This is a genomic window from Pokkaliibacter sp. MBI-7, from assembly GCF_029846635.1.
Taxonomy (GTDB): domain Bacteria; phylum Pseudomonadota; class Gammaproteobacteria; order Pseudomonadales; family Balneatricaceae; genus Pokkaliibacter.
Window position 1 is genome coordinate 3,861,525 of record NZ_JARVTG010000001.1, and the last position, 19,364, is coordinate 3,880,888.

General features: G+C 55.0%; 19 protein-coding genes. 7 read left to right on the top strand and 12 right to left on the bottom strand.

Annotated elements, in window-relative coordinates:
- Positions 1-122: 122 nt before the first annotated feature.
- The 3 genes from dnaG to rpsU all read right to left on the bottom strand — a co-directional run bounded on the left by dnaG (position 123) and on the right by rpsU (position 3,219).
- On the bottom strand, positions 123-2,144 hold the full coding sequence (dnaG, locus tag QCD60_RS17040) for a DNA primase (RefSeq protein ID WP_279787340.1): 2,022 nt from the start codon (positions 2,142-2,144) through the stop codon (positions 123-125).
- Positions 2,145-2,375: 231 nt separating this feature from the next.
- The gene (locus QCD60_RS17045) at positions 2,376-2,828 is read right to left on the bottom strand and encodes a GatB/YqeY domain-containing protein (RefSeq protein ID WP_279787342.1); all 453 of its coding nucleotides are present in this window, start codon (positions 2,826-2,828) and stop codon (positions 2,376-2,378) included.
- Between the two features lie 175 nt (positions 2,829-3,003).
- The gene (rpsU, locus tag QCD60_RS17050) at positions 3,004-3,219 is read right to left on the bottom strand and encodes a 30S ribosomal protein S21 (protein ID WP_104156654.1); all 216 of its coding nucleotides are present in this window, start codon (positions 3,217-3,219) and stop codon (positions 3,004-3,006) included.
- 329 nt (positions 3,220-3,548) lie between these two features.
- On the opposite strand from rpsU, the gene tsaD reads away from it, so the two are divergent.
- Positions 3,549-4,583: a tRNA (adenosine(37)-N6)-threonylcarbamoyltransferase complex transferase subunit TsaD gene (gene tsaD / locus QCD60_RS17055; RefSeq protein ID WP_279787345.1), complete on the top strand. Its 1,035-nt coding sequence runs from the start codon at positions 3,549-3,551 to the stop codon at positions 4,581-4,583.
- 4 nt (positions 4,584-4,587) lie between these two features.
- Here the strand turns inward: tsaD and plsY are convergent, their stop codons facing one another.
- On the bottom strand, positions 4,588-5,163 hold the full coding sequence (gene plsY, locus QCD60_RS17060) for a glycerol-3-phosphate 1-O-acyltransferase PlsY (protein WP_279787347.1): 576 nt from the start codon (positions 5,161-5,163) through the stop codon (positions 4,588-4,590).
- A 176-nt stretch (positions 5,164-5,339) separates the two neighbouring features.
- Between plsY and folB the strand changes: the two genes are divergently transcribed.
- Together folB and folK are read left to right on the top strand one after the other, a co-directional pair.
- On the top strand, positions 5,340-5,696 hold the full coding sequence (folB, locus tag QCD60_RS17065; protein ID WP_279787349.1) for a dihydroneopterin aldolase: 357 nt from the start codon (positions 5,340-5,342) through the stop codon (positions 5,694-5,696).
- On the top strand, positions 5,687-6,292 hold the full coding sequence (folK, locus tag QCD60_RS17070; RefSeq protein WP_279787350.1) for a 2-amino-4-hydroxy-6-hydroxymethyldihydropteridine diphosphokinase: 606 nt from the start codon (positions 5,687-5,689) through the stop codon (positions 6,290-6,292). The genes folB and folK overlap by 10 nt, the downstream gene beginning before the upstream one ends.
- A gap of 13 nt (positions 6,293-6,305) precedes the next feature.
- Here folK and QCD60_RS17075 read toward each other — a convergent pair whose 3' ends face one another.
- The 8 genes from QCD60_RS17075 to lptD all read right to left on the bottom strand — a co-directional run bounded on the left by QCD60_RS17075 (position 6,306) and on the right by lptD (position 15,232).
- Positions 6,306-7,400 (bottom strand): hypothetical protein, encoded by a 1,095-nt coding sequence (locus tag QCD60_RS17075; protein WP_279787352.1) that lies wholly within the window; start codon positions 7,398-7,400, stop codon positions 6,306-6,308.
- Positions 7,400-7,723 carry a thiosulfate sulfurtransferase GlpE gene (glpE, locus tag QCD60_RS17080; protein ID WP_279787354.1) on the bottom strand — a complete coding sequence of 108 codons (324 nt, stop codon included), beginning with the start codon at positions 7,721-7,723 and terminating at the stop codon, positions 7,400-7,402. The genes QCD60_RS17075 and glpE overlap by 1 nt, the downstream gene beginning before the upstream one ends.
- 77 nt (positions 7,724-7,800) lie before the next feature.
- Entirely contained in the window at positions 7,801-8,622 is an 822-nt protein-coding gene (locus QCD60_RS17085) for a symmetrical bis(5'-nucleosyl)-tetraphosphatase (RefSeq protein ID WP_279787356.1), read from the bottom strand.
- Between the two features lie 178 nt (positions 8,623-8,800).
- Positions 8,801-9,181 (bottom strand): Co2+/Mg2+ efflux protein ApaG, encoded by a 381-nt coding sequence (gene apaG, locus QCD60_RS17090; protein WP_279787358.1) that lies wholly within the window; start codon positions 9,179-9,181, stop codon positions 8,801-8,803.
- Positions 9,178-10,047 carry a 16S rRNA (adenine(1518)-N(6)/adenine(1519)-N(6))-dimethyltransferase RsmA gene (gene rsmA, locus QCD60_RS17095; protein WP_104156647.1) on the bottom strand — a complete coding sequence of 290 codons (870 nt, stop codon included), beginning with the start codon at positions 10,045-10,047 and terminating at the stop codon, positions 9,178-9,180. The genes apaG and rsmA overlap by 4 nt, the downstream gene beginning before the upstream one ends.
- On the bottom strand, positions 10,044-11,042 hold the full coding sequence (gene pdxA / locus QCD60_RS17100) for a 4-hydroxythreonine-4-phosphate dehydrogenase PdxA (RefSeq protein ID WP_347950229.1): 999 nt from the start codon (positions 11,040-11,042) through the stop codon (positions 10,044-10,046). The genes rsmA and pdxA overlap by 4 nt, the downstream gene beginning before the upstream one ends.
- A 13-nt stretch (positions 11,043-11,055) precedes the next feature.
- On the bottom strand, positions 11,056-12,390 hold the full coding sequence (locus QCD60_RS17105; protein WP_279787361.1) for a peptidylprolyl isomerase: 1,335 nt from the start codon (positions 12,388-12,390) through the stop codon (positions 11,056-11,058).
- Positions 12,371-15,232, bottom strand: coding sequence for an LPS-assembly protein LptD (lptD, locus tag QCD60_RS17110; RefSeq protein WP_279787364.1), 2,862 nt, complete (start codon positions 15,230-15,232; stop codon positions 12,371-12,373). The genes QCD60_RS17105 and lptD overlap by 20 nt, the downstream gene beginning before the upstream one ends.
- A gap of 307 nt (positions 15,233-15,539) precedes the next feature.
- Between lptD and QCD60_RS17115 the strand changes: the two genes are divergently transcribed.
- The 4 genes from QCD60_RS17115 to QCD60_RS17130 all read left to right on the top strand — a co-directional run bounded on the left by QCD60_RS17115 (position 15,540) and on the right by QCD60_RS17130 (position 19,340).
- Complete coding sequence (locus QCD60_RS17115) at positions 15,540-16,595, top strand: phosphotransferase (RefSeq protein WP_279787366.1); 1,056 nt, start codon at positions 15,540-15,542, stop codon at positions 16,593-16,595.
- Positions 16,592-17,281 (top strand): N-acetylmuramate alpha-1-phosphate uridylyltransferase MurU, encoded by a 690-nt coding sequence (gene murU, locus QCD60_RS17120; RefSeq protein WP_279787368.1) that lies wholly within the window; start codon positions 16,592-16,594, stop codon positions 17,279-17,281. The genes QCD60_RS17115 and murU overlap by 4 nt, the downstream gene beginning before the upstream one ends.
- Positions 17,274-18,140 carry a co-chaperone DjlA gene (gene djlA / locus QCD60_RS17125; RefSeq protein ID WP_104156641.1) on the top strand — a complete coding sequence of 289 codons (867 nt, stop codon included), beginning with the start codon at positions 17,274-17,276 and terminating at the stop codon, positions 18,138-18,140. The genes murU and djlA overlap by 8 nt, the downstream gene beginning before the upstream one ends.
- Before the next feature lie 276 nt (positions 18,141-18,416).
- Complete coding sequence (locus tag QCD60_RS17130; RefSeq protein ID WP_279787370.1) at positions 18,417-19,340, top strand: DMT family transporter; 924 nt, start codon at positions 18,417-18,419, stop codon at positions 19,338-19,340.
- Positions 19,341-19,364 lie beyond the last annotated feature (24 nt).

Consider the following 19,364-nt stretch of genomic DNA (forward strand, 5'->3'; position numbering starts at 1 on the left):
GGGTGCGGCTCCCAGTTCCAGCCTGTATCACAAGAGGTGAACTTTTGCTGACTCCATAGTGGGGCCAGGCAAGTATTGTAGCTTAATTGTGCCAAGTCGCCGTTTTTTCAAGGGTTATTTGATTATTGGCCCTTGAGAAGTTGTTGCAGCTCCAACCGTTTTGGCTGCAAATCCCGGTACTGTTGTTTCTCTTCTTCAGTAAAGCGGATCTGCTTGAGAAGTTTTTCCTGCAATGACTCATATTGCTGCTGAATTGCATCAATTTGTAATCTTATGAGATTGCTGCGCAAGTAGCGTTGTCCGTCATCGGCATCAGCCTGATAGCTGATTTCTGACAGCTGATTGAGGAATCGGCAACTTGGGTTATTGGCAAAGTCAAAATGTGCTGCAAGATCGGCAAATCCTGCTTCTGGTTGATGTCGCAAATAGGTGATCAGTTCCAGCAGGAAGTGAATTTCGCTATCTGCAAAGGAGTGCAGATAGTTGAGGTCGATATCAAGATCGGCCAGGGCTTCTGGACTGCGAATGAGAGTCAGCACCGCTGCTCGGCAAGGGGTCATGCGCACGACCTTGCCGATGGGTTCCTCTTTCTCGTGTTTCGCAGCTGATTTTTTCCATTCCCCTTGTTGCTTTTTGCTGCCTTTTTTCTTCCATTCCTTTTTGCCAGTAAATGGCATTGGAGAGGAGAAGGTCTCCTCATCTTCGGTGTAATAGGGTGGATAGCCAAACTCATTGTCATCTGCTGCAGGTATGCCTGTTTGCGCATAGTCAGCGTATTCCGCTGGATGGGTCTCGTCCCAGGCAGGCTCCTGATAAGCGTTGATATCTTTGACGGGAGCAGGCTGGTCGTGCTCCAGCCAATGCTGCAAGCGTTGGCTGTCCATGCCGGTAATATGGGCCAGATTGTCCATCAGCAGCTGCTTGAGGATGCCTTCTTTAATCTGGGCAATCAGTGGTAGTGCACGCTTGCTCAGCATTGCTTTGGCTTCAGCAGTGTCTGGTACTTCTCCACCCTGGAGGTGGTCAAAAAGGAAATCAGAGAAGCTTTGTGCCCGATTCAGACGGCGTTGGAATGCCTCAAGACCTTCCTGTTGGATCAGGCTGTCTGGATCTTCACCATCAGGAAGAAAAAGGAAGCGGGCTTGCCGGCCATCTTCCATGAGTGGCAGTACGGTCATGAGCGCGCGCTCGGCAGCCTTGCGCCCCGCCTCATCACCATCGAAGCAGAAAACGACTTCTTCCACGCGGCGGAAGAGAGTGCGCAGATGAGTATCGCTGGTAGCGGTACCCAGTGTTGCAACGGCCTCGTGCAAACCATGTTGACCTAGCATCACTACATCCATGTAGCCTTCGACAATAACGAAGCGCTCCAGCCGTTTGCAGTACTTGCGTGCTTCGTAGAGGCCATAAAGTTCCTGATTCTTATGGAAAACGGGAGTCTCCGGTGAGTTCAGGTATTTAGGTTTTTCATTGGTCAATACCCGACCGCCAAAGCCGATGATCTTGCCCTTGCTATTGCGTATGGGGAACATGATGCGGTCGCGGAAACGGTCATAACACCTGCCTTCCTCGGGTTTGTCGATCAGTAGTCCCGCGTCAATCAGTGCCTGACGTCGGGCTGCTGTGGTGCCAAAACGTGACAGTACGTTATCCCAGCCAGGGGGAGCAAAGCCGATACCAAATGCTTTGGCTGTTTGCCCGGTGAGGCCGCGTTTACGCAGATAACTGATCGCTTTATCGCGTTGCAGGTGCTCTTTCAGCTGCAGGCTATACCACTCGGCGACCTCGTCCAGTATGGCCAGAATGGGGGCCAGCTTGTCTTCCTTGCTGTCGTTCTCTTGGGCTTCCGTTGGAATGTCAAGCCCCGCCCGCTGCGCCAATGTCTCGACTGCGCCACGAAACTCGACGCGGTCATATTCCATGATAAAACCAAGCACATTGCCAGAAGCACCGCAGCCAAAGCAGTAGTAGAACTGTTTGTCAGGGCTGACAGAAAATGATGGAGACTTTTCCTGATGGAATGGGCAGCAGGCTGAGTAATTCTTGCCTGTCTTTTTCAGCGGCACACGCTCGTCAATGACATCGACAATATCGGTGCGCGATAACAAGTCATCGATAAAACGTTGAGGGATTTTTCCTGCCATGGTAGTAGGCGGTACTGCTCGGTAGTGGGCGAGACAACTGAGCCTCAGGTCAGCTTTGCAAATGTACTTGCCAGGCTATAAAAGGCTTAATCTCAGATGGCTAAGCATCAAAGAAACTAGCAGCAGCCAGCGTTACATACAATATTGCTGGCTGCAGATAGCGGTTGATAAGTAAAAAATTATCAACTGATAAGATTCATTGTGGCGCTGTGGTATACGCTCCGGGACCTTTTAGCCCAAGCGTGCTTTCACCTTTTTATTGATAGCTGTCATATCGGCACGGCCCTGGGCACGCTGTTTCAGCAGGCCCATCACTTTGCCCATGTCTTTGGCGGATGCAGCGCCGGACTCGGTAATAGCTTGCTCGATAAGTATTTCCAGTTCTTCGTCGGTGAAAGGTGCTGGAAGAAAAGTTTGGATCACCTCCATTTCGGCGGTCTCAATGTCGACTAGGTCCTGGCGACCGGCTTGAGCAAATTGCTCAATGGAATCGCGACGCTGCTTCTGCATTTTGTCCAGCACGGCAAGAATGCGGGCGTCATCAAGTTCGATTCGTTCGTCAACTTCAATGCGTTTAATGTCAGCCAGCATCAGACGGATGGTGCCCAGGCGTTTCTGGTCACGTGCACGCATCGCTGCTTTCATTGCTTCAGTGATGCTGTGTTTCAATCCGGTATCTGACATGCTCATATCCACACATTGGGGTGAATTCTGTCATCAGGCCGTTCGGCAGTTGGCCGGAACGACTGAAGTATCTATGTTGCCAACGACATTCAGTCGCTGCGGTATGCTTGGCTTTCGCCTTGCTTCGCTAGGCATCTGTCACCAGCAGCGGGACAGGCTTGCTTGCAGCTGTAACTTAGTACAGACGCTGCATGCGACGCTGTTCACGAGACAGCTTTTTCAGGTGACGCTTAACAGCAGCGGCAGCTTCACGCTTACGGATAGTAGTGGGCTTTTCGTAGCATTCGCGGCGACGAACTTCAGCCAGAACACCTGCTTTTTCGCAGGAACGCTTGAAACGACGCAGGGCTACGTCAAACGGCTCGTTATCTTTAACTTTTACGCTAGGCATTTAACTTCCTTCGTATGGTTGGTTTAAAAAAATAACGCCCAGAAACGGGCGCGGTTATTCTAGATGCCTCAGCGCTAACTGTAAACTCTTGCCTGTTGCTCTTGTTGTTAAACTTGCTTGCCTACTACGCTAATTGCTGCAAGTGAACGTGTTAATCTCGTGACAAGCGCCTTTGGCTCCCCATACGGTGCTGGTATGATAGCGCCCTGTTATTCGGCGTGAACCCCTTCCTGGACTTGCTCCGTTGCCATATGCGAGGCGCGCTCAAGCCGTCATTGATGTGGTTTACACGCCTCCTTTTATCTATTCACGGTTTTTTGGGCCAACTCATGCGTGTACTAGGTATCGAAACCTCCTGTGATGAAACAGGGGTGGCGATTTTTGATTCAAAGCATGGCTTGTTGGGCGATGCGTTATTTTCTCAGGTGGAAATGCATGCCGAGTTTGGCGGTGTGGTTCCGGAACTGGCTTCGCGAGATCACGTACGCAAGTTATTACCGCTGGTCAGTGAGGTATTTGCTCAGGCACGTTTGCCTCGCGGTCAGATTGATGGTGTGGCCTATACCGCCGGCCCAGGCTTAATCGGTGCCCTGCTTGTCGGTGCATCCACTGCCCGCAGTCTGGCAATGGCCTGGGGTGTCCCTGCTATCGGTGTGCATCACATGGAGGGACACCTGCTGGCGCCGATGCTGGAAGATAATCCTCCCACTTTTCCTTTTCTGGCGTTGCTGGTGTCTGGTGGACATACCCAACTGGTGAGGGTCGATGGTATTGGCCGTTACCGTTTGATGGGTGAGTCTCTGGATGATGCTGCCGGTGAGGCATTCGATAAGACTGCCAAGATGTTGGGGCTAGGCTATCCTGGCGGACCTCGTGTCGCTGCATTGGCAGAGCAGGGTGTGGCTGGTCGCTTCACTTTTCCCCGGCCCATGACCAACCGGCCAGGTCTTGATTTTAGCTTTAGCGGACTGAAAACGTCGGTGCTAAATACGGTCACTGATCATCAGCAGCAGGGAATGCTGGAGCAGCAAACCCAGGCTGATATCTGCTGGGCATTTCAGGATGCTGTGGTGGATACATTGGTCATCAAATGTAAGCGCGCTTTACAGGAAGCACGTTTGAAACGTCTGGTCATTGCTGGTGGTGTCAGTGCTAACAAGGCGCTGCGTGAACGACTGGAAGCTGCTTTACGCCCCATGCAGGGCGAAGTGTTTTATGCCCGGCCAAGGTTTTGCACCGATAATGGCGCTATGATCGCCTACGCGGGCTGCCAGCGACTGCTGGCAGGAGAGCGACAGGATTTGCAGGTGCAGGTTCGTCCACGCTGGCCACTGAGTGAGTTGACGCCGCCCTCTGCTGGCTGAGCTGCTATTTGGGTGGCAGATGCCAGCTGCGCCAGTTGTCGCCATGACGGAGCATCAAAATGGTGCATAAAGCCAGCATCAACGGCAGATAGGCTGGTGCCAGCCAGTAGCCTAGCGCCGGCGCTGCTAAGGCCGCACAAAGTGCTCCACCAGAGGAGCGTTGCAGTAGTCGTGCCCCTGCCAGCCAGCAAAGTAACAAACTGACAGCCAGAGGCAGGCTGATTGCCAATATGCTGCCGAAGGCTGTCGCTACGCCTTTCCCACCGGTAAGGCCAAAAAAAACTGGGAACAAATGACCCACTACGGCAGCCAGGGCCACTAAACTCAGGCCCCATGGTGAAAAATGCAAGTAGCCGGCGGTTATCGTGGGGATGGCGCCCTTGCTGACATCGCCACAAAGGGTCAGCAGGGCAGGTAGCTTGCCACCCAGGCGTAAAACATTGGTTGTGCCGGGATTGCCGGAACCATGTTGGCGTGGGTCTGGCAGGTTAAAGCAACGACAGATCAAAATCGCTGAGTTCATCGAGCCAAGCAGATAGGCCAGAATAAGCAAGGCGGCTAAGACCTGGAGTTCGGGCAAGGTGGTTTCCTCGGCCAGTTGTTATCTTCAGGGTGCTCTATCTGCCCCTTGCGGTTGCCACGACGCTGAACTCGTGGCGGCGAATTGTGGCCATCTGGCTACAGCAAGGCTCGTGTGGGAGCCAGTTCAGGGCCTAGCATACGTGCCAGTCGCACAAACGTCATCTGAGGATGGGCATGGACAAAGTATTTATTCGTGGCCTGGCGATCGAAACCCTGATCGGTGTGTTCGACTGGGAGCGGGAGATCAGACAGTGGCTGTTACTGGATCTGGATCTGGGAACGGACATTCGCCCTGCAGCCAGCGGTGACGATATCAACTGCACGCCAAGCTACAAGGAGGTGGCTGATCGCCTGCACGAGTTTGTTGGCGGTAGTGAGTTTCAGTTAGTGGAAACGCTGGCAGAAGAAGTGGCCCATTTGCTCATGCGTGAGTTTCGCTTGCCGTGGATACGCGTTCGGGTAGCGAAGCCTGGAGCAGTGATCAGCGCCGCTGAAGTTGGAGTGGAAATTGAGCGGGGTGAGTGGCGTTGATCAGCGTATTTGTCAGTTTGGGCTCCAACCAGCAGCGTGAATTTCACCTTGCTCAAGGTCTGGATGAGTTGCGGCAGCATTTTGGTGATTTGCTGCTGTCCTCAGTCTATGAAAGCCCGGCTGTAGGCTTCAACGGCCCTGCGTTTTTCAACATGGTGGTCGGCTTCACCACTGAGCTGCCGCTGGATGCTCTGGCAGCCAGACTGCGCGAGATTGAGTTGCGCCATGGTCGACCCAGTGATGCTGTGAAGTTCAGTTCGCGTACCCTGGACATCGATATCCTCACCTATGCTGACTGGCATGGTCGCTTTGCGACGCTCAGCCTGCCGCGCAAGGATTTGTTGAGCTACGCTCATATGCTCCTGCCCATGGCCGAGGTGGCGGGGGCGATGTTACATCCGGGTGGTGCTGATGACTATCAGACCTGTTGGCGGCAGTTCAGTGATACCGCACAGCGTATCTGGACCGTAGACTATCAGTGGCAAGGGCGGGTCATTTCCCAGCAAGGCAGCGTTATCTGGCCTGAAGCCGCTGCCATGATTTTGCCTGCTGAGTTACCTGGGGAGCTTTGGCAGCCGCTTACAAGTAACGACTGACCTACCCATGTCACTAGTGGCTTTGCAAGATAGCCAGTCGCTCACTGCGAATGCGCAGAGCCAGATCTTTGCCTTTTAGTCCCAGTGCAAGCAGTGGGGCAACATCTACTGTTTTGATATGCGCCAGGCGCATTTGCCAATTCTGAATAGCGTCAGCGGCCTGCACAGGCTGCCCGCGGAATACGGCGAGTGTTGGCAGGCATGCCAGAAACTGAGCAAAACGCTCCGGCCGTCGCAGCGCATCACATCCCTCCAGAACCGTCAGCCAGTCTTCTGCACTGTTCGCCTGTAAGCAGGCAGAGCCTTGACGCAGCAGCAACTGTGCCAGCTGTCGCTCCTCATTAGGGACTTTCAGATGTTCAGCCCAGCGTTCAGGCTGTTCGCTCAACAGGCTCAGCAAGGCATAGCGACAAGCCAGCGGCAGTTGCGCAGTAACTGCGTGCTGCAATAGATCATCGCCCGTGTCGGGCCAGTCGCTGAGTCCCGGCAGAATACTGCTGAGAGCATTGGCTGTTGCCAGAACCTGGAAAAAGCATTCTGGTTTCGGCTCCATCAAGGCTCGGCTCATTTCTTTCCAGATGCGCTCTGGCACCAGGCTTTCCAGCTCGCCGGAGGCACTGATACTGCGCATCAACTCATTGGTTGCAGGCGCTACCTGAAAGCCCAGTTCGGCATAGCGGGCAGCAAAGCGGGCAACTCGTAAGATACGCAGCGGATCTTCGCTGAACGCAGGGGAGACATGACGGAGCTGACGAAGCTGCAGATCAGACTGACCACCATAAGGATCGACAATATGACCCTGGTCATCCATGGCCATGGCATTGATGGTCAGATCACGACGGGCGAGATCTTCTTCCAGACTGACATCAGGGCTGGCGTGGCAGACAAAGCCGGTATAGCCGCGTCCTGACTTGCGTTCGGTGCGAGCAAGGGCGTACTCCTCATGGCTGTGAGGGTGCAGAAACACGGGGAAATCCTTACCTACCTGGGTATAGCCCAATGACAGCATCTGCTCCGCGGTTGCACCGACCACGACCCAGTCCCGCTCCAGTACGGGGCGACCAAGCAGCGTGTCCCGTACGGCCCCACCGACCAGATAGATCTGCATCAGCTGTTACCTGTGGCAATGTCGGCAGGAAACAGTGTGCGCCATTCTTCAAAGCCGCCATCCATGCTGTAAACCTGTTCAAAACCGTGATTGGCCAGAAAACTGGCGGCGCCCTGGCTGCTGTGTCCGTGATAGCACACGACGATCAGGGGATGATCCGGGTCGGCGCTTTCCAGAAAGTGTTGCAGGTTTTCATTGCTCAATGCCGAAGCACCGGGAATATGGCCATTGCTGTAGGATACCGGATCACGAATATCCGCAACCTGTGCTCCGTTGCCAATCATGTCCTTAGCCTGGCTTGGGGAAATACGAGTGAAGTTCATGTGGGGGCTCCTGCAAAATCTGCTACGACCTTTGTGCCACTGACGGTGTCACGGAAAGCGGATGAAGCTAAGGTTGGTTAGTTTTCGATAGTTCTGGGTTGGCGACTCGGTACACTGAACAGGCGTTGGTCTTCGAGGCGCAGGGCGGTAAGGGAATTACCCCAGACGCACCCCGTGTCGAGGGCGAATACATCATGCATGCCGGTATGACCTACCAGTGCAGCCCAGTGGCCAAAGTATATGCGGTATCCTGCCCATTCCGGATTGGGGTAGTAGAACCAGGCACGATAGCCTGCTGGCGCTGCATTCAGCTCGCTTTTGCTCTTGAGTTCCAGTTCGCCACGCGGGCCGACAAAGCGCATACGGGTCAGATAGTTGGTAATGATGCGCCAGCGGGCGGGGCCGCTCAGATGCTCACGCCAGCAATCGGGCTGATTGCCGTACATGTTGGCGAAGTAGCGCAGGTAGTCGTCGCTGCGCAGTACGGCTTCCACTTCGCGTGCAAAGCCCAGAGCATCATCAGCGGACCAGATCGGTGGCAGGCCAGCATGAACCAGTACCTTGCGCTCTTCCAGGTGCAGCAGTGGCCGAAAACGCAGCCAGTCTAGGAGTTCATCGCAGTCCGGTGCAGCAAGAATGTCATCAATCGTATCACCGCGCTTGCAGGTGCCATGGCCATAGGCGACCGCCAGCAGATGCAGGTCATGATTGCCAAGTACCGTAATCACCTGACTGTCGAGTTGCTTGATCGCCCTCAATGTTGCCAGCGAACCTGGACCGCGATTGACCAGATCCCCGGTCAGCCACAGCCGGTCCGAAGCGGAAAACTGAATAAGGTCAAGCAGCGCCATCAGTTCCTGATAGCAACCCTGGATGTCACCAATAACGTAGGTGGCCATGCAACTCCTGCAGAGATAAAGAGTTAATCAATCACCATTGAGGTTGTCTTAGCATCTTGTGAGGTCGCAGCTATGTTGCTTGCGATCTTCCCGTGGCAGGTTAATGCAAGGCTACGCTCTGCTCAATGCAAGAATGTTGCCTTGCCAAAGGTGCTATGGGCTTAAAGTTGCTGTGGGTTTAATGCAACGCCATGGGCTTGGCCAGAGTAAAGGCTGGGATAGGGGCCTGGAACAGCTGGCCATCTTCGCCTTTCATTTCGTAATAACCACGCATGCTGCCAACAGCTGTCGCCAGCACGCAGCCGCTGCTGTACTGATAGCTGCTGCCGGGGGCGATCAGAGGTTGTTCCCCGACCACCCCCTTGCCTTTGACTTCCTGAATCTGCTGGTTGCCATCAGTGATAATCCAGTGGCGGTTCAGCAGTTGTGCAGCTTGTAGACCCGTATTGTGGATGGTGATGGTATAGCTGAAGACGAAGCGGTTTTCTTCGGGCACCGACTGGTCGCTCAGGTACTGCGTTTCCATATCTACCATGATGGGGGGCATCTCTGTACTCATTCTGCTGCTCCTGATCCGTCAGTGGTATGAGTGACTGGCGTAGGGTGGAGCTGAAAATACAGGTCACTGAGGCGCACGTAATCCTGCAGGCTCAAATGTTCGGGGCGATCTCCCGGGTTAATTCCCAGAGATTCAATATGCGATGCCTCCAGCAGGGGTTTGAGCGTATTGCGCAGGGTCTTGCGTCGCTGGCTGAAGGCCGTGCGCACCACCAGATCCAGAGCCGGTAGAGATTGTGCTGGGTGTGGCAGTTCTGTGTAAGGCGCCAGACGTACAATAGCTGAGTCGACCTTGGGGGGCGGGTTGAAAGCACCGGGCCCAACCAGGAACAAGGGCATAACCTGGCAGTAATACTGGGTCATGATACTCAGACGACCGTAATTGTTGTCGCCTGGCCCTGCTGCCATCCGCTCCACCACTTCCTTTTGCAGCATGAAGTGCATGTCCTTGATGCGACTCTGATACGACAGCAGATGGAAAATCAGCGGAGTCGATATGTTGTAGGGAAGGTTGCCAACAACCCGCAGTTGTTCAGCAGGTTCGTGCAGCAGACTGGAAAAATCGAATTTCAGCGCATCTGCCTCGTGTACTCTCAGCGTGTCCAGATGGCGAAACAGGTTGGTTCGCAGAATCGGGATCAGATCGCGGTCAAGCTCGACCACATCCAGCTGCCCGGCAGCCGCAATCAGGTCCTGAGTCAGTGCGCCCATGCCCGGGCCGATTTCGACAATACGCTGGCCGGGCTGAGGGTTGATAGCACGAATGATACGGCCGATGATGCCGGCGTCATGCAGAAAGTTTTGGCCGAAGCGCTTGCGGGCCTGAAAGCCGGGGCTCTTGTGCGTCCCAGAGTGTTTCGATGTCATAAATGCTCTTTGATAGCTGCCATGTGGGCAGCGTATTGCAGTGCCGTCGCCAGACTACCGGCATCGGCGCGTCCTGTTCCTGCCAGATCCAGCGCCGTGCCGTGATCTACGGAGGTTCGAATAATGGGCAGGCCCAGAGTGATATTGACGGCCTGGCCAAAGCCTTTGTATTTAAGCACGGGTAAGCCCTGATCGTGATACATCGCCAGCACAGCGTCAGCCTGTTGCAGGTGCTTTTCTGTGAACAGCGTGTCCGCAGGCAGCGGTCCGATCAGTTGTAGACCCTGCTGGCGCAGCCGCTCAAGACATGGTTCGATCACGTCGATCTCTTCTCGCCCCAGATGTCCGCCCTCTCCTGCATGAGGGTTGAGTCCGCACACCAGAATACGTGGCGATACCAGGCCAAACCAGGTACGCAGGTCCTGATCCAGAATGCCTATCACTTCCTCCAGCAATGGTGCCGTGATGGCATCGGCTACCGCACGTAGCGGTAAATGTGTCGTCGCCAGCGCCACTTTCAAGCCCTGTGTAGCCAGCATCATCACCACTTTGGGAACCTTGCACAGCTCCTGCAGGAATTCAGTGTGTCCACTGAAAACAATGCCCGCATCATTGATCACACCCTTGTGAACAGGGGCCGTGATCATGGCGCTGTAACAACCCTGCAGGCAGCCCTGAGTGGCGCGCTCAAGTGTGCGCAGCACATAGGAGGCATTGGCCGTGCTTAACTCACCGGTGCGACATGGTGAGGTGAGAGGTTCGGCTATGACCCCAAGTACCCCGGCAGCCTGTGGCACGGTATCGCCGACCTGCCACTGTACTATTTCAATGGGCAGATGCAGTTGAATCGCTCGTTGCCGCAATAACTCGGGGTCGGCAATCACCAGCCAGGGATGCTGGCGTGGCTGCTGTGCCAGCATCAGGACCAGATCAGGACCAATGCCGGCAGGTTCGCCGGCAGTGATCACCATAGGGGCCTTCAGCGGGGCTGTCATGCCGTTCTGGAACTCAGTACTTGTAGTCAATGTAGGCCTCTGCCTGAATCTCACGTAGCCAGTTCTGCAGTTCTTCCTCATAGCGACGTTTACGCAGGATGTTGCGAGCTTCAGCTTCCAACATGTTTTTGCTCATGTCCTCCTTGCGGCGTTCCAGTACCTGGATGATATGCCAGCCGAACTCAGTATGAATGGGCTGGCTGACTTCGCCAGGCTGCAGCTGGTTCATGGCCTGCTCAAAGGCGGGTACGGTCTGGCCAGGGTTGACCCAGTTGAGATCGCCACCAGACACCTTCGAGCCCAGATCGTCGGTATACTCCCTGGCCAGCTTGGCAAAGTCTTCTCCATTGCTGATGCGCTGACGCAGGCGATCGGCCAGTGCCTTGGTCTGGGCTTCGTCGCGAATGGCTGACGGGGTGAGCAGAATGTGACGGGCGTGAGTCTGCTCGATCACGGTGTTAGGAGCGCCCTGACGATCGACCAGCTTGACGATATGGAAGCCGCTGGCGCTACGGATCGGTCCGGCAACATCGCCTACCCCCATGGTGGGAACAACATCGGTGAAAATACTCGGAAGCTCAGCAGTGGACTTCCAGCCCATATCACCCCCTTCCAATGCCGTCTGGCTACTGGAATAAGCCAGTGCGAGCTGGTCGAAGTCGGCGCCTTTTCTGGCGTCCTCATATACCTGCCTGGCTTTGGCCTGGGCGTCGTCGATCTGCTTGGGAGAAGGGTTCTCTGGCACCGGGATCAGGATGTGATGCAAGTGAAACTTCAGTGAGCCGAAGGCAGAGTTGGGGTTCTGCATCAGTTGCTTCACTTCTGAGTCAGAAATGTGAATGCGGCTGTTGACGGCCTGCTGCTGCAGCTTCTGGATAGTGATGGTATTGCGCACTTCTTCGCGGAAACCATCAAAAGAGGTACCTTCTGCTTCCAGCGCGTTCTTGAACTGCAGCAAATCCATGTTATTAGCCGCGGCTGTTTTGGTCAGGGCCGCATTCAGCTCGTTATCACTGATGCGGATGCCGCGCTGTTTGGCCAGCGACAACTGCAGGCGCTCCATGGCCAGTTGCTCCAGGACCTGATGACGTAGCTGGTCATAGGGGGGCAACTGTTTATCTTTGAAACGCTGCTGCACCATGCGAATACGGCGATCCAGTTCGCTATTCAGCACGACATCATCATCAACGATGGCCGCGACGCCATCCAGTTGCCGGTCAACGGCGGTTGCAGGTTGAGCTGGCTTGGCTGCCGAGGCGGCCCAGCAGACAGGAGTGATAACGGCTCCGAGCAAAAACAGATGACGGAAATGACGCAGCGCGCTGCGCTTACTTGTTGTTGCTTTCACGTTCTTCGAATCCTGTGATTTCTTCGAGAATGGAAGAGGTATTACTACCGCTGTCACCAAAGCCAGTATTGAAGCCGGCCAGTCCTTTAAGGGTGAACTGCAGGAATACACCGCTTTTACGACGCTCATCATCCTCTGCGTCGCCATCGTACCAGTTGCGCTGCAAGGCGCGCACACGCCAGCAGCAGTTTTCATATTCCACGCCCAGCATGGTTTCCAGTGTACGGCTTTCTTCTATGTCCCGGTTCCAGCGTGCGAGCAGCGAGTACTGGGCACTGATTGGCCAGATGACTGACATATCGGTCTGATACTGGAAGTCATCCCGATCAAAACTGCTGCTTTCCGGGTCATCTTCGTAAAATTTGCGCAGGCGCAGGTTGATGATGTGATCAATGTCGCTCTGATAGCGGAGTGTCACGCCACTGTCGCTCAGTACGCTTTGTTGCGGGCTCCACACTGCGTCTGTCAGCAGTGACAGGCGCTGGTTGATCTGGAACTCGCCACGACCAGCAATCGGTGAGGTTGATGAGGTGAGCGTCTCATCATCTTCCTCAAGCCGTACCTTGCGATCCTGGAAGTAGAAAGTCTGGCCCACACCGAGCATCGCACGCTGGCTGCCATCATCTTCATAGAAACGTGAGGTCAAACCTGCTGATACCTGGTTCATGTCACCGATACGATCCTGGCCGGTGAACCGGTAGTCACGCCAAAGCTGATCGTAGTTAAAGGTCAGCTCATCCGTATCAAACAGCGGTAGCTTGGACTGATCCTGATAAGGGGTATAGGTGTAGAACAGGCGCGGTTCCAGGGTCTGAGTGAAGCTCTCATCACGGAAGTCATACTGACGCTCCATAACCAGACCAGTATCCAGTGTTGCGGTGGGAATAGTGAACTGATCGCTGTCGGCATACCCAGAAGGCATATTGTCCAGTGAATAGAAACGCTGGTTCAGGCGGGTACTGCCACGAACAAAGCCCCAGGGGCGCACCAGATTGTAGCTGGCGTTGGCCTGAGCCACAGTACGCAGGCCGGTGGCCTTGTCGATGCCGCTGAGGTTGTCCTGTTTGCGGGTGAAATTGGTGGTCTGGAAGCTGTAGCCCAGTCCCAGGTTCTGTACCGGGTTGGGAACGCTGCCGAACACATCGAAGTGTGGGGATTCCTGGTAAGGATTGGCAATGGTGTCGTCCAGCGTCTGGTAGTGCTTGACCCGTGCCCCGGCATTCCAGTTATCGCCGTAGTAGCGAACTTCACCCACCTGGTCCAGGTGAGTGTCTTTTTCCACCGACAAATCGACGGACAGGTCTTTTTCGTAGTCGATATCGCCTACCTTGGTGGCATAAGCCCGGGTGTACCAGCGAGGTGCTGGGTTACCGGTATGGTCAACTCCCAGCAGCCAGCGGGTTTTGTCGGCAATCTGGTCATGAGGCATGTAAGCGGCACTGAATACGTTGGATGACCAGTCATTCAGGTAACGGAATTCAGCTTCGGTTAACAGCCCGCGCTTCTCTATCAGGCGTGGGGTGATGGTGGCATCGTAATTCGGTGCCAGGTTCAGGTAGTAGGGAGTAGCGATCTCAATGCCATCCTTGGAGCTGACGCTGAAGTCAGGATAGAGGAAGCCGCTTTTGCGTTTATCCGAGATCGGAAATGAGAACCAGGGCAGGTAAAGGATGGGAACATCTGCGACCCGTAAGGTGGCATTGTAGGCTTCGCCATAACCTTCATCCTTGTGCAGGACAATACTGCTGCCGTGCAGGGTCCAGCTGTCATTGCCAGGTTCACACCGGGTGAAATAGGCACTGCTCAATTCAGTCCGCTGTTCTTTCTCGTTATTGCTCAACGATGCGGCAACGCCGCGCAGATGGCGATCGTACTGTACAAACTGAACATCATGCATGGTACTGGCGGAAGTGCTGAGGTTCACATCCCCGCTCTGGCCGACCACCAGCATGCCCGGCTGGCGGTAGCGCAAGTTACCCTGCAGATGGACTTCGCCGTTGGCCTGATCGTATTTGGCATAGTCTGCAGCGACCCGTTGTGCTCCCTGGCGCACGTAAACGGGGCCATAAAGTTCGCTCTCATCGCCAAGACGGGTACTACTGCGATTGGCGAGTACATAAACCTGCTGATGCTCTTGAGGCTGTTTGAGGTCGTCCGCAGTGAAGCTGGGTTCCTGATAGAAACCCTCACAATGATTGGCCGGATCCACCCCTTTAGGATTCTGATACCAGTCCAGATAAGAGTAGGGGGTAGGAATCGCACTGCCAGCGGCAGGTTTGTTCTCAATCGGCCAGCCTTGAGCGACTGCTGCGGACTGACTGCCAGCCAATCCGGCGTCCTGCAACGAGGAAGGGCTGTCTGTTACTGTCTCGCTGGTTTTTGCCTGACTGGCAACATAGGTTGCAGCGGGGCTAGATGTACCTGCCGCTGCTCTGGAGGGCGAGTCTGGAGCTTTCGCGGTCTCTGCGGGAGCAGCTGACTCTGACGTGTCCATTGGGGCTGCCGCCTCTCTGGCAGGCTCTTGTACTGCGTCCGTCTCAGTGTGCTGAGAGGGCTGGCTGTTCTGACTGTCTAGGGGGGCGAGCTGAGCCTGCACAGCCTCTTCATCGGCTTCAGTAACCTTCGCGGGCACTGCTGGCTCAAGGGAGGGGGGGCTGTCAACCTGGGCTGACGGGTTGCAGTCCCAGCGACCATTGGTTGTCTGGCTGCAGTTCCAGCCTGCCTCGGTCGAATCCGCTGCCGCTGGAGTGGCAGCATAGGCCTGCCCTTGCCTCATCAGTACAATCACGGCACCGATGGCGAGGACCAGGGGAGTTTTCACAAAGTGATGTCTGGCTGTCATGCCGGTTCCATTCAGTCAAAAGTGTCGGACAGGGCTGAGTCAGTTTATTGGAGCAGGGCCGTGGCAATCGCACTTCATCACCTGTCCAACGCAGTTCGCTGTCAGTTATGTAACAACAGATACTGCAAGGTCAGCGCTATCGCCTTCGCTGGTGCCATGTCCGGTCAAGCCGGAGCAGACAGCAGGCAGTCCATACCCGATGACGCACGCGGGCGATGCCCGTTAGCGCATGCAGTGGGGTGACGACAGAGTCTCAAAAGCAGGCATAATAATGCATCCCTTTTATGCAAACCAGAGGAGTGGCAGGGTGGCCCGGCTTGATCAATTACAGTCATGGGTTGCGGAAACGCAGAGTGGTAATCAGGCGTGGCCTGCATCCTGGCAGTGGCAGCTGGTGTCGGGTGATGCCAGTTTTCGAAAGTATTACCGGGTGATAAGGGAAGACGGAACGGCAATCATTGCGGTAGACGCCCCCCCCGCACAGGAAAACAACCCGGCATTTGTGGCGTTGGCCTGTCACTGGCGGGAAAAGGGAATGTGTTTGCCTGAGATCCTGGCAACCAACTTCGAGCAGGGCTTTTTGCTGGTAGAGGATTTTGGCGATGTCATGCTGCGAGACCGGCTGACTGCCGCCACAGTGGATGGCTGGTATCAGCAAGCATTGGCACTTCTACCCAGTTTGCAACAGATTGACGATTGCCAGGACTATCCTCTGCCTTGTTACGATAGGGCAATGCTGGAGCGTGAGCTGGAAATCTTTGCTGAGTGGTTTTATCGCGGTTTGCTGCAATTGCCTGAGACCTCGCAAACACAATACGTCTGGAGGGAGCTCTGCCAGCATCTGGTTCAAGCAATGCTGGAGCAGCCCCAGGTATGTATTCACCGCGACTTCCACTCGCGTAACCTGATGTGTCTGCCAGAGGGACATCTGGGAGTGATCGACTTTCAGGGAGCAGTACGTGGCCCGGTCAGCTACGATGTGGTGTCGCTGATACGGGACTGTTATCTGCGCTGGCCAGCCTCACAGGTGATGTGCTGGAGTGAATACGCCTACGGCCTGCTGCGGCAACAGCAGCCGTCTGTTTTGCAGGAGGTCAGTCTGACGGTATGGCAGCGCTGGCTGGATCTGACAGGGATGCAGCGTCATCTCAAGGCTATCGGCATCTTTGCCCGACTGCATTTGCGTGACGGCAAATCAGCTTACTTGCAGGATATTCCAAGGACATTAGGTTACGTTCTGGAGCAGGCGCAGCGTTATGCCGAATTTGAGCCCTTTACCCATCTGCTACTTGATCAGGTAGTGCCTGCTCTGCGAGAGTGTAGTTTGATCAGTGTGGAAGCCCAGAAGGACTTAACGACATGAAAGCAATGATATTGGCGGCAGGAAAGGGAGAGCGGATGCGTCCGCTGACCGAGCAGTTGCCCAAGCCGTTATTGCCGATAGCGGGCAAGCCTCTCATCGTTCACCATCTTGAACGACTGGCCGCTGCAGGGATTACAGATATCGTGATTAACCATTCCTGGTTGGGGGAGCAGTTGGTGCAGGCCCTGGGGGATGGTAGTCAGTTTGGTGTCAGCATCAGCTACTCCGCTGAAGATGAGCCGCTGGAAACCGGCGGCGGTATTTATAAAGCATTGCCTCTGCTGGGTGAAGAGCCCTTTATTGTCATCAACGGCGATGTCTGGATTGATTGCGACTTCGCCAGGTTGAAGGATGCTTTGCAGGACGATGACATGGCACATCTGGTACTGGTGCCGAACCCCGAGCATAACCCGGAGGGGGATTTTGCCCTGTTCGAAGGGCGTATCTACGCCGACAAGGAATTGGGTGAGACCTGTACCTTTGCCGGCGTAAGTGTTTTGCATCCTGTACTGTTCACCTATTGTTTTGGTGAGTCTGAGCGTTTTCAGTTGGCGCCGCTGTTGCGACTGGCCATGTTGGAAAACCGCATCAGTGGTGAGCTTTATCAGGGGGACTGGACCGATGTGGGTACTCCTGAGCGGCTGGCAGCTCTAGAAGCGAGGGTAAGGAATACCACCGGTGAGTGATGTCTGGTTGGAAAAGTTGAGCCGTCATCGTACAGGTCTGATTGTAGGCGGACTGATTGGTCTGCCCTGGGGTGGCCCCGTGGGAGCACTGTTTGGTGCTGCAGTGGGTTACTGGCTTGATAAACAACTGCGCAAGAGCAGTGGGCCGGGCAGCCATCTGGAGGTGCAGCGCGCATTCTTTGTCGCCACCTTTACCGTCATGGGACGTCTGGCCAAGGCCGATGGTCGTGTGACGGAAACCGAGATCGCTTTCGCCAAATCGGTCATGGATCGCATGCGTCTCAATGATGCTCAGCGACAGGAGGCAATCCGCTTTTTTAATCAGGGAAAAGAGCCGCAAACTGACCTGCATGCAGTGCTGGAGCCGCTGGTATTCAGCATGTCGCGTAGTTTTTCCCTGCGCCAGATCTTTCTGGAAATCCAGCTGCAAACGGCGATGATCGACGGACAGATCACTCAGGGAGAAGTGGAAGTCCTGGATAAGGTCTGCAGCCAGTTACGTATCGGCGTCGATGAGTTTCAGTCGTTGATCCGCAGGATGCAGGCTGAGCAGGCTTTTTTTCAGTGGCATCGCCAGCGTGGACAGCAACAGCAGGGCTATCAGGAGCAATTCCAGCAATGGGGGCAGCAACGCTCTGCCGCTGCAGGCCTGCAGGAAGCTTACGGTGTGCTCGGTGTGACCGCTGAAGCAAGCGATCAGGAGCTGAAGCAGGCCTATCGTCGGCTAATGAGCCAGCATCACCCCGATAAGCTGGTATCCAAAGGCTTGCCGGATGAAATGATTCAGCTGGCCAAGGAAAAAACCCAGGAAATTCAGGCCGCCTATGAGCGTGTCAAAGAGGCACGTGGACTAAAATAGCCCCGAGTATCTATTTGGCAGACGCCTTTGAGGCCGCAGTATCGTGGCGCAAAAGCCGCAATGGTTTTTGTACTGACTGCGGCAGTCTCTCCTGACTCAAAGAGTCTGTGCATTACTTGTTTGCCTCTGTGACGCGACTCACTGGTGCTGCCGGTAGCCCTTGCCAGACAGGGGGATTGAACTGAAAATAGCCACCCTGTTACGTTGCTGTTAGTTGTAACACCTTCTCTGTTTGGCGTTAACGCCAGCCCCATGTGTACGACCTCAGGCCAGACTATGTCTTCCTCCCAAGTTGCTTTGACTCCTCAACCGGATCCCGCCCAGGCGGCTCGGGCTGATGGTATTTTATTTGGTGTCACCTTTCTGGCTGGCCTGGGATGGATCTTCTCCAAGGAGGCTGTTGCCAGCTGGCCACCACTCCTCTTTATTGGTCTGCGATTCCTGTTGGCCAGCCTGATACTGGTGATCGTCGGGTGGCGCTACATGCAACGCACCAGTGCACGCAACTGGCTGCGTGCACTGGTGACTGGCGGCTTGATGTCGTTAGCGATGGTGTGCTGGGTGTTCGGCCTCAGTCATGCAACGCAGATTGGCGTTGGGGCATTTCTGGCCTGTTTTGGCGTGTTGCTGGTACCGGTGGTGGGCTGGTTCATGTATCGACAACGCTCGCCATTGAGTGTCTGGCTGGCATTGCTGATTGCTCTGATCGGTGTGGTCTGTCTGGCGTGGGACAGAGGCTTCGATCTTGAGTTGGCGCATATCTGGTTTCTGCTGTCTGCCCTGTTATTCGCCATCCTGTTTAATCTCAATACTCGCTATGCAGCGAGTTTGCCGGTCATGCAGCTGGTTGCAATCCAGCTGGCAGTGGTTGGTGCGGTCAACATGATTCTGTCCCTGATAACCGAAAGCTGGCCACAGAGCACGACAGTTACGATGTGGGGATGGTTTTTCGCCAGTGTTTTGATCGCCACCAGCCTGCGCTTTTTTTTACAGATTTATGCTCAGGGCCAGACCACGGCTTCCCGAGCTGCTCTGGTCATGATGATGGAGCCTGTATGGACGGCAGTGATGGCAGCCCTCTGGTATGGCGAAACCATGAGCCGTAATCAGTTACTGGGATGTTCACTGATTTTTCTTGCCCTGATTGTGAACCGCTGGCGGCAGGTGGCTAGCCTGTTGCGTGGCAAGAGCAAAATATAACCCCCTATTGGCGTTGACCTGATG

Excerpts from the sequence above, each read along its gene's own strand:
- dnaG (WP_279787340.1), bottom strand. The coding sequence starts at position 2,144 with ATGGCAGGAAAAATCCCTCAACGTTTTATCGATGACTTGTTATCGCGC.
- QCD60_RS17045 (WP_279787342.1), bottom strand. The coding sequence starts at position 2,828 with ATGTCAGATACCGGATTGAAACACAGCATCACTGAAGCAATGAAAGCA.
- rpsU (WP_104156654.1), bottom strand. The coding sequence starts at position 3,219 with ATGCCTAGCGTAAAAGTTAAAGATAACGAGCCGTTTGACGTAGCCCTG.
- tsaD (WP_279787345.1), top strand. The coding sequence starts at position 3,549 with ATGCGTGTACTAGGTATCGAAACCTCCTGTGATGAAACAGGGGTGGCG.
- folB (WP_279787349.1), top strand. The coding sequence starts at position 5,340 with ATGGACAAAGTATTTATTCGTGGCCTGGCGATCGAAACCCTGATCGGT.
- QCD60_RS17075 (WP_279787352.1), bottom strand. The coding sequence starts at position 7,400 with ATGCAGATCTATCTGGTCGGTGGGGCCGTACGGGACACGCTGCTTGGT.
- glpE (WP_279787354.1), bottom strand. The coding sequence starts at position 7,723 with ATGAACTTCACTCGTATTTCCCCAAGCCAGGCTAAGGACATGATTGGC.
- QCD60_RS17085 (WP_279787356.1), bottom strand. The coding sequence starts at position 8,622 with ATGGCCACCTACGTTATTGGTGACATCCAGGGTTGCTATCAGGAACTG.
- apaG (WP_279787358.1), bottom strand. The coding sequence starts at position 9,181 with ATGAGTACAGAGATGCCCCCCATCATGGTAGATATGGAAACGCAGTAC.
- rsmA (WP_104156647.1), bottom strand. The coding sequence starts at position 10,047 with ATGACATCGAAACACTCTGGGACGCACAAGAGCCCCGGCTTTCAGGCC.
- pdxA (WP_347950229.1), bottom strand. The coding sequence starts at position 11,042 with ATGACAGCCCCGCTGAAGGCCCCTATGGTGATCACTGCCGGCGAACCT.
- lptD (WP_279787364.1), bottom strand. The coding sequence starts at position 15,232 with ATGACAGCCAGACATCACTTTGTGAAAACTCCCCTGGTCCTCGCCATC.
- murU (WP_279787368.1), top strand. The coding sequence starts at position 16,592 with ATGAAAGCAATGATATTGGCGGCAGGAAAGGGAGAGCGGATGCGTCCG.
- QCD60_RS17130 (WP_279787370.1), top strand. The coding sequence starts at position 18,417 with ATGTCTTCCTCCCAAGTTGCTTTGACTCCTCAACCGGATCCCGCCCAG.